The following is a 14,112-nucleotide window of genomic DNA, read 5'->3' as shown; positions in this document are numbered from 1 at the left end:
GTGAGCGCAAGACGCTCGCCATGATCACTGCACTCGCCGTGGTCGCGGGTGTCCCGTTGACGATCGCCGTGCTGCACAAGGGCTTCCCGGTCAATGCGGTCGAGCTCGACACCCGGGATGTCTGGGTGACCAACGGCGAGAAACTGCTCGGCGGCCGGCTGAACCATCAGATCGACGAGCTGGATGCGGCGGTCACCGGTGCGAGCGCCGACCTGGACGTGCTGCAGGACGGGCCCTCTTACTTCCTGACGGATCTGCCGCACGGGACGGTGGACCGCATCGACCCGGCCTTCGTGTCGCTCGGGGGACGCATCCAGATCCCGGAGAACTCGCAGGTCGGCTACGGTGGCAACACCCTGTCGGTGCTGGCGCCGAACGGCGCGCTGTGGGTGCTCGATGCCTCCGGACGCCTTGACTTCGACCGGAGCAAGACCCGACCGGTCCTCACCGTGGGGCCGGGGGCGAAGCTGGCGGTCGCGAAGTCGGGCACGACGTTCGTCGTCGCGCCCCGCGGTAAGCGCCTGGTGACGGTCGAGCGGCCGGGCGCCAAGCCGCAGTCGGCGGACTTCGCCGTCCCGGGGGCGTTCCAGCTGACCGCGGTGGGCGACCAGCCCGTCGTGCTCGACACGCAACGGAACCGCGTGATCACCGGAGGTGGAACGACGGTCGACCTGCCCGCGAAGGGACTGCGGCTCCAGCAGCCCGGCCAGGACGATCGCGTGGCACTGGTGGCCACCGCCAACAGCCTGCTCAGTGTGCCGATCGGTGGCGGGACGGTGGCGTCGGTGCCGGCCGGAGCCACCTCCGCAGGCGGCCCCGATGCGGTCTCCGCGCCGGTCCGGCTCGGCAGCTGCTCCTTCGGTGCGTGGTCGGGATCCGGCCGTTACCTCTACGCGTGCGACGGCAAGAAGGCGATCGGGCTCGACATCGATCAGCCGGTGAAGGGTGACGACCTGGAGTTCCGGGTCAACCACAACGTCATCGCGCTCAACAATCTGCGCGACGGCAACGCGTGGGTGGTCTCGTCGAACATGCGGCTGGTGCAGAACTGGGCGCAGCTCAAGCCGAACGACACGACGGTGCAGGGCGAGACCGGCCAGGAGAAGCCGGTGGTGCAGTCGTTCGCCGATACGCTGGCGCAGCGGACCGGCGTCAACCGGCCGCCGATCGCGGTGAACGACTCGTACGGGGTGCGTCCCGGCCGGTCGACCGTCCTGCACGTGCTCGCGAACGACACCGATCCGGATGGCGACGTCCTGACGGTCTCCGAGGTGTCGGCCATCCCCGCGGCGCAGGGGGAACTGCAGCGGGTCGAAGGGGGCCGGGCGCTGCAGTTCACGCCGAGGGAGGGCCTGAGCGGCACGATCTCGTTCCGCTACTCCGTCGAGGACGGCCGTGGCGGCACGGCCTCGGCCCAGGTGGATGCGACCCTCAAGCAGCCGGCCGAGAACACGGCCCCGGTCTCCGCGCGGTCCAGCACCGCGCAGACCGAGGTCGGACAGTCGGTCACCTACAACATCCTGAACGACTGGAGCGACCCCGACGGCGACGACCTGAGCCTGGTCGCCGCGACGCCGACCACCGAGGACGACGTCCGCTTCAAGCCGAACGGCGACGTGACGTTCACGAGCAAGACGGGGCAGGCGGGATCCAAGGAGGTGCGGGTCACCGTCTCCGACGGGCGAGCCTCGACCACCGGCAGTCTGATCGTCACCGTCAAGCCCGCGGGCACTCTCGATCCGGTGGCCGTGACCGACTTCGCCGACGGGTTCACCGGCAGGCCGGTCGTGCTGCATCCGCTCGACAACGACCAGTCGCCGTCCGGCGAGCCGCTCAGCCTGGTGGGTGCGAACCTCGACGGGTCGGGCGCCCAGGTGACGGCGGACGCCGCCAAGGGCACGATCACGGTGAAGAGCAACGCGGCCGGTCAGTACTACCTCGTGTACACGCTGGGGGCCGGGCCGAAGACGACCACCGGCCTTGCCCGCGTGGACATCGCCGCGCAGGGGGCCAGCGAGGCCCCGCCGATCGCCGTGACGGACAAGGCGTACGTGCGCCCGGGCGAGCCCACGTCGGTCGCCGTGCTCGACAACGACGTGTCGCCGTCCGGTCGCGTCCTGGCGGTCCGGTCGGTCGCGGTCGGCAAGGGCGCAGAGGACCTGAACGTCGAGGTGCTCGACAACGCGGTGGTCAAGATCACCGCGCCGACCGTGCTGACCCAGCAGGTCCAGCTCACATACGTCGTCTCGGACGGCGTGAACGAGGCGACCGCCGGGATCACCGTGGTCCCCGTCCCTCCGCTCGTGCAGCACCAGCCGCCGGTGGGGGTCGACGACCAGGTGCCGGTGCGCGCCGGCGACGTGGCGACCGTCTCCGTGCTGGAGAACGACTACTCGCCGGACAACGCGCCCTTCACGCTCGACACACAGCTCCGGGATGCGGCGGGCGCGGGTGACGGTGCGACCGCGTTCGTGAGCGGAGAGACGGTGCGGTACCAGGCGCCGAGTTCACCCGGGCAGTACAACGTGGTCTACGGGATCACGGACAAGTACGGCCAGAAAGCCCAGGCCACAGTCACCTTCGTCGTCGGCGGGGCGGACAAGGGATCCGATCGGGCCCCGCAGCCGCAACCGCTGACGGTCCGCGCATTCGCGGGCTCCTCGGTCCCGGTGGAGGTGCCGCTCGACGGCATCGATCCGGATGGCGACTCCGTGACGCTCTCGGGTCTCGCGACCCAGCCCACCCTCGGCCGCATCTCCGACTCCACCAGCCGCTCCTTCACCTACGAGGCGTACCCCGGTTCCGCGGGTACGGACACCTTCACCTACCAGGTGAAGGACACGTACGGGAAGGCAGCCACCGGCACAGTCTCGATCGCCGTCATCCCGCGGCCGGACCAGGTCCGGCCGCCAATCGCTGTCAACGACCCCGTCCAGGTGAAGCCGGGCCGCACGATCGCGGTGCCGGTCCTCGACAACGACTCGGACCCCAACGGCTACGCGATCGCCCTGCGGAAGAAGCTGCTCCAGGTGGATGACGGCCTCACGGCGTCCGTGCACGGCAAGATCGTGCTCGTCACGGCACCCAAGGACGAGGGGTCGTTCGTCGTGCGTTACCAGATCACGAACGGCCAGGGCGGTGTCGCCAGCGCGTTCATCCAGGTGACGGTGACGCCGAACGCGAAGGACGTTCCCCCCACCGCGATCGATCACGTGCTCGAACCCGACCAGGTCGCCAACAAGTCGAGCGTTCCGGTGAAGGTGCTCGACGGCGCCACCAACCCGTCCGGACTCGTCGGCGACCTGAAGGTCGACGTCACTGGGCCGAACGCCTCGGCGGCCCAGGTCGGCCAGGACGGAACCCTCGCGGTCAAGCCGGGCGAGCAGCGGATCGCGATCGCCTACACCCTGACCGACCCGGTCACCGGGCTGAAGGGCACCGCCTTCGTCGTGGTTCCCCCGAAGGGCGACGCGACGGCGCCGCCGCGACTGGTGGGCGGCTTGCCGCAGCAGATCGTGCAGGCGGACGGCTCGAAGAGCTGGAAGCTCTCCGACATCATCACGGTGCCCTCGGGGCGCGGCACCAAACTGACCGGCGCCTCGGGCGTCAGCGCGACGAACAGCGCGGGCGGATCGTCGTTCGGCGACGAGCAGACCCTGACGTTCACGGCGGCGAAGGGTTACCGCGGACCTGCGGCGATCACGTTCAAGGTGAATGACGGACGCGACGCCGGCGCGACCTCCGACCGCATCACCACGCTCGTGCTGCCGATCACGGTCGGCGAGCCCGACCAGTCCGATGTCGCCCCGACGTTCACCTCCCCGAGCGAGAGGATCGAGCCGGGGGAGGCGCCGCTCGCGGTCGATCTCCGGGCGTCGAGCTTCCACCCCAACCCCGAGATCCTGAACAAACTGACCTACTCGGGAGGCACGTCGTCGAGCGCGGCGATCCACTCGTCGCTGAGCGGGTCGACCCTCACGCTCTCGGCTCCGCTGGGTGCGCAGGCGGGGCAGACCGCGTCCATCCCCGTGACCATCAGCTCCGGGACCCACACCATCTCGGGAACCGTCAACGTGCAGGTCGTCAGCTCGAGCCGTCCGGTGGCCACGCAGAAGAACCCGCCGCAGACGGAGGAGGTCAAGCGGGGTCAGACAGCCACACTGAACGGCGCGGCGGGCGACGACCAGTGGGTCAACCCGTTCCCGGGGCAGGCGCTGACCATCACGGACGCGACAGCGCAGAGCGCGCCCGCTGGCGTGACGGTGACGCACACCGGTTCCTCCATCAGCGTGAGCGCGGCCTCAGGCGCAGCGATCGGCGCGGTCAACGTCCTCTACCACGTGGAGGACGCGACGAAGGACCCGAAGCGGACGGCCTCGGCCATCGGGCAACTGCGCGTCACGATCCACGACGTGCCCGCCAAGCCGAGCGCGCCGTCCAACCCTCGCGCCAGCGACGGTTCGGTGACCGTCTCGATCAAAGCGCCGGCGGACAACGGCAAGCCGATCACCCAATACCAGGTGACCGACGGCACGCATTCGGTGACCACCGGGTCGGTGGGCGACGTCACGATCGGCGGACTGACCAACGGCAAGCCGTACTCATTCACGGTCCGCGCGCAGAACTCGGACGGCTGGAGCGAGAATTCCGCAGCAAGCACCCCGGTGACGCCGTACGGGACGCCCGCCAGGATCACGGGAGCGAACATCAGCAGCAGCGGGAACGCGCCCAGCGACCTGACGCTCAGCTGGAACGGGCTCTCGGACCCGAGCGGAACCGGTGGCGGCAAGGCGACCTACTACTGGCGCCTCACCGGAGCCGGCGGCTGGACGAGCACCAGCTCGACCTCGGCGAAGGTCAACAACAAGGGCGCGGGGACGTACTCGTTCGAGGTCTACGCCGAGAATCCCGGCGGCAAGTCGGGCGCCCCGGTCACGTCCAACACCGTCCAGGTGAAGGATCCGCCGCCGCCCTCGCCGTCCGTCGACCTGGCGAAGGGCGACCTCAAGCCGGGATATGTCCACAGCTACACGTACGACGTGACTATCCACGACTTCCCCAAGAACTCGTCGGTCACCATGCAGGTGCACTGCAATGGAGGCCAGTTGTCGACGCGGTCGATCTCGACCGATGGCAATGGCTACGGCCACTACCACGGCAACGCGAACAGCGACATCGAGCCGTGGTGCGGTTACCCGGGCGCGTACGTGGTCGTCAACGGTGTTCAGAGCAGTGTTCAGGACTGGTCCAAATGAGGGAGAAGCAGCAGTGACAGTGACCCAGGAGCAGGCGGAGTGGTTCGCCGGCGCGTTCTCACAACTGGTGGCGAACGTCGATAAGGCGATCCTCGGCAAGGAGCACAGCATCCGCCTCGTCATCACCGCGATGCTCTCCGGCGGCCATGTGCTGCTGGAGGACGTTCCCGGCACCGGTAAGACGGTTCTGGCGAAAGCACTGGCGAACACCATCGAGGGCACGCAGTCGCGCATCCAGTTCACGCCGGACCTGCTGCCCTCCGACGTGACGGGCGTGACGATCTACGACCAGTCCACCGGGCGGTTCGAGTTCCATCCGGGACCCATCTTCGCCTCCGTCGTGCTCGCCGACGAGATCAACCGGGCCAGCCCGAAGACGCAGTCGGCGCTGCTCGAGGTGATGGAGGAGGGCGTGGTCACCGTCGACGGAGTGGGCCACTCCGTGGGGTCGCCGTTCGTGGTGATCGCAACCCAGAACCCGGTCGAGCAGGCGGGCACGTATTCGCTGCCCGAGGCGCAGCTCGACCGCTTCCTCATCAAGACCTCGCTCGGCTACCCAGATCACGCGACCACCGTCGACCTGCTGCTCGACTCGTCGAACCGCTCGCGCGCGTCGGCGGTGCGGCCGATCATCGCGTCCGATTCGGTGTCGGCACTCGCGCAGCTCGCGTCCGAGGTGCACACCGACGCCAGCGTGATGGGCTACCTCAGCGAGATCGTCACCGCCACCCGTGACGACAAGGATGCGGCTCTCGGCGTCAGCATCCGCGGAGCTCTTGCGCTCGCCCGGGCTGCCAAGACGTGGGCGATCTCGGTCGGGCGCACCTTCGTGACACCCGACGACATCCGCGACCTCGCTCTGCCGGTGCTCGCACACAGGGTGATCGTCGACCCGGAGTCGGAGTTCGCCGGTGTCACGGCGGCCGACGTGGTCGAGCGTGCCGTCGCCTCCGCCACCCCGCCGGCCTATCGGGCCGCGTGATCGCCGGCCCCTCACTCCAGACCTCCTCCGAATCGACGGGATCCGCGCTTCCATGACCACCGACAGCCCTGCCCGCGCTCGGCGACGCCGTGCCTCGGCCGCCGATCAGGCGCGCATCGCGGCAGGGCAGGTGGGTGCGGCCATCGCGCGGCTGGCGGCGGCGGTCGGCACGCGAACCGCCCCCGTCGGTCGCGTCATCGCGAGCCGGATCCGGCCGGTCGTCGGCGTCGTCAGCACCCTCGGCTGGATCGTGCTCGCTTCCGCGGTGATCTCCCTGGTTCTCGCACTCTGGCTGAGCTGGGCCGAGTTCCTCTTCATCGCCCTGACCCTGCTCGCCGCGCTGGTCATCGCGACGGCTTTCGTGTTCGGGCGGTCGACCTACCGGGTAGACATCGAACTGAATCCGCGCCGCGTCGTCGCGGGCGAACGTGCGCTCGGCCGGCTCAGCGTCGTCAACAGCGGCTCCCGGCCGGTCCTGCCGACGCGCATGGAGCTGCCCGTCGGCGAGGGGCAGGCCGACTTCACCATCCCGCGCCTGGCCCCCGGCGCTGAGACGGAGGAGCTCTTCGCGGTGCCCACCGCCCGGCGCGCTCTGATCCTCGCGGGCCCCGCGTTGTCGGTGCGCGGCGACCAGCTCGGCCTGCTGCGGCGCACCAACCAGTGGACCGACCGGATCGAGCTGTTCGTCCATCCGAAGACCGTGCGCCTGGCGGCGACTGCGCGCGGCCTGGTGCGCGACCTGGAGGGGCAGACCACCAAGGTCATCACCGACAGCGACCTGGCGTTCCACGCGCTTCGCACGTACGAGCCGGGCGACGACATCCGCAACGTCCACTGGCGCACCTCCGCTCGCACCGGTCAGCTCATGGTCCGCCAGTACCAGGAGACCCGGCGGTCGCAGCTGCTGCTCGCATTCGACGGAGAACGGTCGCACTTCGCGTCGGACGACGAGTTCGAGCTCGGGGTCTCCGTGCTGACCTCGATCGGGTGCCAGGTGATCCGGGAGGAGACCGAGATCAACGCGCTGTGGCAGGGCGGTGCGATGCGTGTCGGCACCCCGACGGCGCTGCTCGACGACTCCTGCCGGATCCAGCCCGTCGAGGGAGCGCACGCCTCGCTGCGCGAATTCCTGCGCCAGGCGACACTGCGGCTGCAGGTGCCGAGCCTCGCGGTGACGGTCGTCGGCTCCCAGGTCGAGGCGACAGAGCTCCGCGCTGCTTCCGCGCTCTGGGGGAGCGACACCGAGACCATCGTGATCCGCGTCGATGAGGCTGCCGAGCCGCGGCTGACCCGCCTGGGCCGCTCCATGCTGATCACCGTCTCCGCACTGCCGGAGCTTCCCGCCCTCCTGAAACGGGCGGGCCGATGAGCGCCACGACCGGCAGGGCACGCCCCCGGGGAGCAGCGCCGACGACTTCGCTCGTCGACCGGCTCTCCACGACGACCTGGATCGATGTCGCCGTCCTCACCGGGCTGAGCCTTCTCGCGGTGATCGGTCTGGAGCCCGCTTTCGGGCACTATGCGTTTGTGCCCGCCGCCGTCGGCGGGATCGTCGTCGGCGGGGGAGTGGCCCTCCTCGGTCGGCTGTTCCGGCTCTCCTGGCCCCTCACTGTCGTGCTCGCGCTGGCCGCGTACTTCCTCCTCGGGACCCCGCTGGCGCTTCCCGGACAGTCGCTGTTCGGCGTCCTCCCGACCCTCGACAGTCTCTCGGGGCTGGTGCTCGGCGCGGTATTCGGATGGTCGGACGCCGTCACGCTGCAGGCGCCGCTGGAGGCGCCGCCGTACGTCGCGGTGGTCCCCTATGTGGCCGGCTGGCTGGTGTCTCTGATCTCCGTCACCCTGGCGGTGCGCTGGCTGCCGCGGGTACGACGTCCCTCGTCCGGTCGCGCGGCACTGCTGCTCCTCGGGCCGACGGCTCTGTTGCTCACCGCGATCCTGCTGGGGACGCGGGACCCGTTCTTCGCCGGGGTCCGCACCGTGCTCTTCGCGGCCATCGCGCTCGTCTGGCTGTCGTGGCGGCGGGCGCGCTTCTCGCGGGATCGCGTCGAGACCGACTCCGCGGTGCGCCGCAGCCGGCTTCTCGGCGGCGCCGTCGTGGTGATCGGGGCCGTCGCCGTCGGCGCGCTGGCCGGCTCGCTCCTGGCCCCTCCGGCATCGTCCCGTTTCGTCGTCCGCGACGAGATCACCCCGCCCTTCGACCCGCTCGACTACCCGAGCCCGCTCGCGGGCTTCCGCAAGTACACGAAAGACCTCCAGAAGACGAAGCTCTTCGCCGTCACCGGTCTGCAGCAGGGCCAGGTGATCCGCCTCGCGACGATGGACAGTTACGACGGCGTCGTGTGGTCGGTGGCATCGCCCGGGAGCGACTCCGATGCCTCCGGCGCCTTCGAACTGCTCGGAAGCACCATCCCGGAACCGCCGCTGTTCACGCCGGGAGCGTCGTCGACGGCCTCGATCGACGTGCTGGGCTACTCCGATGTATGGCTGCCGACGCTCGGCTATACGAACACGCTGAGGTTCGATGAGCACACGGGCGCCGATCCGGCCGGCACTGTGCGCGTCAACACGGCGACGGGTACCGCTGCCGTGACCAGCGGAGTGCGGGATGGTCTCACCTACACCGTCGGCGCCACCGCTCAGAAGGTTCCGAACGACCGCGCACTCGCGAAGGTGCCCCCTGCGAAGCTGGCACTTCCGACGGTCACGAACGTCCCGGATGTCGTCTCCGCGAAGGCGGAGGAGTACGCCGGATCGGCCGACACCGCCATCCAGAAGCTGCGCAACATCGAACGGTCGCTCAAGTCGCTCGGCTTCCTCAGCCACGGCAGGGCCTCCGATCCGGTTCCCTCGCGTGCTGGCGAGGGAGCGGACCGGATGACCGACCTGCTCTCGAAATCGCCCATGGTCGGTGATCAGGAGCAGTACGCGAGCGCCTTCGCCCTGATGGCCCGGCGGCTCGGCTACCCCACGCGTGTCGTGATGGGCTTCGCGCCGAAGGTGACGGGGAGCACGACGACCGTCACCGGAGACGACGTGACGGCGTGGGACGAGGTCGCCTTCGCGGGAGTCGGCTGGGTGCCCTTCTTCCCGACGCCGACCAAGACCGACGCCCCGAAGAATCAGACCACCAAGCCGAAGCTCGAACCGCAGCCCCAGGTGCGGCAGCCGCCGCCTGCCGATCCGCGCGCAGAGGACCTGCTGACGCCGGTGAAGACGAAGGACAACGACCCGAAGGACAAGGCGAAGGGCTTCCAGCTCCCCGTCTGGGCGTGGGTCGTCCTCGGTGTGGTCGGCATCCCCCTCCTCGCCTACTTCGTTCCGCTCCTGCTCATCGCGGCGCTCAAACGGCGGCGGCGACGGCGGCGCGAGAGCGCGGGACCACCCGACCGTCGCGCGGCGGGCGCGTGGGACGAACTCACCGACGGCTATGCGGAACTGGGTCTCGTCGTGCCGGAGCGCGCCACCCGGTTGCAGACCGCTGCCGCGCTCGAGAAGCAATCGGCGGCACAGGACCTCCCCGTGCCCGCAAACGGGCTGGGCGACCTGGCGCGCCACGTCGATGCCGCCGTCTTCGACGGCACGGAGGTGACGGACGAGCGTGTCGCGCGGGCGTGGAGCGCCGCCGACGAGGCTCTCGCCGACGCCACGAAAGCCGCCGGGCCAGTGCGTTCGCGCCTCGCCGCCTTCCGCTACCGCCGAGCACGCCGAGCCTGAGGGCGAACGTATAGTGGGCGGCATGGACGACAGCGGGTTCATCGTGCCGCCGCCCGGGCTCATCCCGTCGCGGCCGCCGCTGGGCGCGCCCGGCAGCGACGAGCCGGCCGACCGGAGCTCCGCGCCGATCCGGCCTCTTCCGGTGTTCACCCCGCCCGCAGCTCCCGGAGGTGCGCCTGCTGCGCCACGGCCCGTCTGGCGGCTGATCCTGCCCGGTGGTCGCAGCATCCCGGTGACGAGGACCGTGCTCGTGGGCCGGAATCCGTCGCGTGCCGCGGCGGCGACAGAGGCGGCGGATGCCGAGCTGATCGCGCTCGACGACCCGACGTCGACCGTCTCGAAGACGCACGCCGAGCTCAGGACGGACGGCGACCTCCTCACCGTGACCGACCTCCATTCGACGAACGGGGTGCTCGTCGGCGGTGCCCGCGCAGAGCCGGGCAGCCCGGCGCCGGTGGGGGAAGGGATGGAGATCCTCCTCGGCGACCTGCGTGTCCGTGTCGAGCGCTCCTGACCCGAGCGGTGGCCCATCGGGTGATAGCCTGTCGTTCGTGTACGCGGGTCTTCTCCTCCTTAGCCGCCGCGGCGAGTCCTAGACATCAGGCCCGCCTCGCCGCGGAGTTCGTCGACGGCTGATCCGTTCACACGCTAGGAGTTCGCACGACATGAGCACCCCCACGACGACATCCGGGCCGCTGACGCTGGCCGAGAAAGTCTGGAACGACCACCTGGTCAAGAAGGGTGAGGACGGCTCGCCCGACCTCATCTACATCGACCTGCACCTCGTCCACGAGGTCACCAGCCCGCAGGCGTTCGACGGTCTCCGGATGGCCGGGCGCCCGGTCCGCCGACCCGATCTGACCATCGCCACGGAAGACCACAACACGCCGACCATCGGGATCGACCGGCCCATCGCCGATCTCACGAGTCGGACCCAGATCGAGACGCTGCGCCGCAACGCGGAGGAGTTCGGTGTCCGGCTGCACTCCCTCGGCGATATCGAGCAGGGGATCGTGCACGTCGTCGGTCCGCAGCTCGGCCTCACCATGCCCGGCATCACCGTCGTCTGCGGCGACTCGCACACGTCGACGCACGGCGCGTTCGGTGCGATGGCGTTCGGGATCGGCACCAGTGAGGTGGAGCACGTGCTCGCCACGCAGACGCTCCCGCTGAAGCCGTTCAAGACGATGGCGATCACCGTCGAGGGCGAGCTGCGTCCCGGAGTGACGGCCAAGGACATCATCCTCGCGGTGATCGCGAAGATCGGCACCGGCGGCGGTCAGGGCTACGTGCTCGAGTACCGCGGCAGCGCCATCCGTTCGCTCTCCATGGAGGGCAGGATGACGATCTGCAACATGTCGATCGAGGCCGGCGCCCGCGCCGGAATGGTCGCACCGGACGAGACCACGTTCGCCTACCTGAAGGGGCGTCCCCACGCTCCGGAGGGCGCCGACTGGGACGAAGCGGTCGCCTACTGGAACACCCTGCAGAGCGACCCGGATGCCGTCTTCGACGCCGAGGTCTACTTCGACGCCGACGAGATCGAGCCCTTCGTGACCTGGGGGACGAACCCCGGGCAGGGCGTGTCGCTGAGCCAGTCCGTCCCCGACCCGGCGCAGATCGCCGACCCGAACGCCCGCGCTGCCGCCGAGCGAGCGCTGGAGTACATGGATCTTCAGGCGGGCACCCCGATGAAGAGCATCCCGGTGGACGCCGTCTTCATGGGCTCGTGCACCAACAGCCGCATCGAGGACCTGCGGGCCTTCGCCTCCATCATCAAAGGCCGCACGAAGGCCGACGGCGTCCGCGTGATGGTCGTGCCGGGCAGTGCGCGGGTCCGGATCGAGGCAGAAGCCGAGGGGATCGACAAGATCGTCGAGGAGTTCGGCGCCGAATGGCGCTTCGCGGGCTGCTCCATGTGCCTCGGCATGAACCCGGACCAGCTGGCACCGGGGGAGCGCTGCGCCTCCACCTCCAACCGCAACTTCGAAGGACGGCAGGGCAAGGGGGGTCGCACGCACCTCGTGTCGCCGCTTGTCGCGGCGGCGACCGCGATCCGCGGGACGCTGTCGAGCCCGTGGGATCTCGAGCACGAAGGCGACGACACGCCGAGCGATGGCGGCGCGGATTCGCGCGTCGGAGAGAAGGTGGGCGCCTGATGGAGAAGTTCGAGACCGTCTCAGGAACGGCCGTCCCCTTCCGGCGCTCCGACGTCGACACCGACCAGATCATTCCGGCGGTGTTCCTGAAGCGCGTCACCAAGACGGGCTTCGAGGATGCGCTCTTCCACGAGTGGCGGAAAGACCCCGATTTCATCCTGAACCGCCCCGAATACCAGGGCGCGACGGTGCTCGTCGCCGGGTCCGACTTCGGCACGGGTTCGTCTCGCGAACATGCGGTGTGGGCCCTCCGCGACTTCGGTTTCCGTGTGGTGCTGAGCCCCCGGTTCGCCGACATCTTCCGCGGGAACGCGGGGAAGCAGGGCCTGCTGACCGGCATCATCTCCGAGGCGGACGCCGAACGGCTCTGGGAAGCCATCGAAGCGCAGCCGGGAATAGCGGCGACGGTGGATCTGGTTGCCAAGACTGCGACCGTCGGTGAAGTCCAGGTGTCTTTCGACATCGACGACTACACTCGCTGGCGTTTGCTCGAAGGGCTGGACGATATCGCCTTGACCCTGCGCGACGAGGCGCTCATCTCCGAATACGAATCGGGCCGCGCGAGCTGGCGGCCCACGACCCTCCCGGTGAAACTTTGAACTCACTTCTTCAGGACGCACAGGCGGCCGGCGCACGCGTCGGCCTCAAGGGCGATCGCATCACGATCAACGGCGGCATCCCCCTCCGGGGCCGCATCGAGGTCCGCGGCGCCAAGAACTTCGTCACGAAGGCGATGGTGGCAGCCATCCTCGGCGAAGGGCCGAGCGTTCTGCGGAACGTCCCCGACATCTCCGACGTCCGCGTGGTGCGCGGACTGCTGGAGGTGCACGGCGTCAAGGTCACCGACGGCACCGCCGGTGAACTCCTCCTCGACCCCAGCGCGGTCGAGTCGGCGCACATGGCCGACATCGACGCGCACGCCGGCTCCAGCCGTATCCCGATCCTGTTCTGCGGACCCCTGCTGCACCGGCTGGGCGAGGCGTTCATCCCCGACCTCGGCGGCTGCCGCATCGGCGATCGCCCGATCGATTACCACCTCGAGGTGCTTCGCCAGTTCGGTGCTGTCGTCGACAAGCTGCCCAGCGGCATCCGGATGACCGCCCCGAACGGCCTGCACGGCGCGAAGCTCGACCTCCCGTACCCGAGCGTCGGCGCCACCGAGCAGGTGCTGCTGACCGCGGTCCGCGCCGAGGGCATCACCGAGCTCAAGGGCGCGGCGATCGAGCCCGAGATCATGGACCTGATCAACGTCCTGCAGAAGATGGGCGCCATCATCGCGGTCGACACCGACCGGGTGATCCGCATCGAGGGCGTCGACAAGCTCGACGGCTACAGCCACACCGCGTTGTTCGACCGCAATGAGGCCGCGAGCTGGGCCGCTGCGGCCCTCGCGACCGGCGGCGACGTCTACGTGGGTGGCGCCCGCCAGCCCGAGATGCTCACCTTCCTCAACGTCTTCCGCAAGGTCGGTGGCGCGTTCGAGATCCACGACGACGGCATCCGCTTCTACCACCCGGGCGGCGAGCTCAAGCCCGTCGTCATCGAGACGGACGTCCACCCCGGATTCATGACGGACTGGCAGCAGCCGCTGGTCATCGCGCTCGCCAAGGCGAACGGCGTGTCCATCGTCCACGAGACCGTGTACGAGCAGCGCTTCGGCTTCGTGGATGCGCTGATCGACATGGGCGCGAAGATCCAGGTGCACAAGGAGTGCCTCGGCGGTCACGCGTGCCGCTTCGGTCAGCGCAACTTCAACCACTCGGCGGTCATCATGGGCCCGGTGGAGCTGAAGGGCGCCGACATCGAGGTCCCCGACCTGCGCGGCGGATTCAGCCACCTCATCGCGGCACTGACCGCCGAGGGACGCTCGACCGTCAGCAACGTGGGCATCATCAGTCGTGGCTACGAGAACTTCATCACCAAGCTGGAGCTCCTCGGCGCAGATTTCACCATGGAAGGCTGACCCCCGGCTTATCCACAGATTCGCCGCGGTCTCACCCGT

8 protein-coding genes are annotated in these 14,112 nt (G+C 69.4%); all 8 read left to right on the top strand.

Annotated elements, in window-relative coordinates; genetic code table 11:
- Nucleotides 1-20: 20 nt before the first annotated feature.
- The 8 genes from P3F85_RS08955 to murA all read left to right on the top strand — a co-directional run bounded on the left by P3F85_RS08955 (nt 21) and on the right by murA (nt 14,073).
- Complete coding sequence (locus P3F85_RS08955) at nt 21-5,255, top strand: Ig-like domain-containing protein (RefSeq protein ID WP_374010880.1); 5,235 nt, start codon at nt 21-23, stop codon at nt 5,253-5,255.
- Between the two features lie 19 nt (nt 5,256-5,274).
- Complete coding sequence (locus P3F85_RS08950; RefSeq protein WP_374010906.1) at nt 5,275-6,237, top strand: AAA family ATPase; 963 nt, start codon at nt 5,275-5,277, stop codon at nt 6,235-6,237.
- A gap of 52 nt (nt 6,238-6,289) precedes the next feature.
- Nucleotides 6,290-7,606, top strand: a complete 1,317-nt coding sequence (locus P3F85_RS08945) for a DUF58 domain-containing protein (RefSeq protein ID WP_374010879.1) — start codon at nt 6,290-6,292, stop codon at nt 7,604-7,606.
- Entirely contained in the window at nt 7,603-9,951 is a 2,349-nt protein-coding gene (locus P3F85_RS08940) for a transglutaminase family protein (protein WP_374010878.1), read from the top strand. Before P3F85_RS08945 ends, P3F85_RS08940 begins: the two co-directional genes overlap by 4 nt.
- Nucleotides 9,952-9,973: 22 nt before the next feature.
- A complete protein-coding gene (locus tag P3F85_RS08935; protein WP_374010877.1) occupies nt 9,974-10,465 on the top strand; it encodes an FHA domain-containing protein in 492 nt (163 codons plus the stop codon).
- 151 nt (nt 10,466-10,616) lie between these two features.
- The gene (leuC, locus tag P3F85_RS08930) at nt 10,617-12,110 is read left to right on the top strand and encodes a 3-isopropylmalate dehydratase large subunit (RefSeq protein WP_374010876.1); all 1,494 of its coding nucleotides are present in this window, start codon (nt 10,617-10,619) and stop codon (nt 12,108-12,110) included.
- Nucleotides 12,110-12,709 carry a 3-isopropylmalate dehydratase small subunit gene (gene leuD, locus P3F85_RS08925; protein WP_374010875.1) on the top strand — a complete coding sequence of 200 codons (600 nt, stop codon included), beginning with the start codon at nt 12,110-12,112 and terminating at the stop codon, nt 12,707-12,709. Before leuC ends, leuD begins: the two co-directional genes overlap by 1 nt.
- Nucleotides 12,706-14,073 carry a UDP-N-acetylglucosamine 1-carboxyvinyltransferase gene (gene murA, locus P3F85_RS08920; RefSeq protein ID WP_374010874.1) on the top strand — a complete coding sequence of 456 codons (1,368 nt, stop codon included), beginning with the start codon at nt 12,706-12,708 and terminating at the stop codon, nt 14,071-14,073. The genes leuD and murA overlap by 4 nt, the downstream gene beginning before the upstream one ends.
- Nucleotides 14,074-14,112 lie beyond the last annotated feature (39 nt).

It is taken from the genome of Leifsonia sp. T36S-04, assembly GCF_042465655.1.
Lineage (GTDB): Bacteria > Actinomycetota > Actinomycetes > Actinomycetales > Microbacteriaceae > Leifsonia.
The sequence above is the reverse complement of the archived record's forward strand: the minus strand, read 5'-3'. Positions and strand labels throughout refer to the sequence as shown.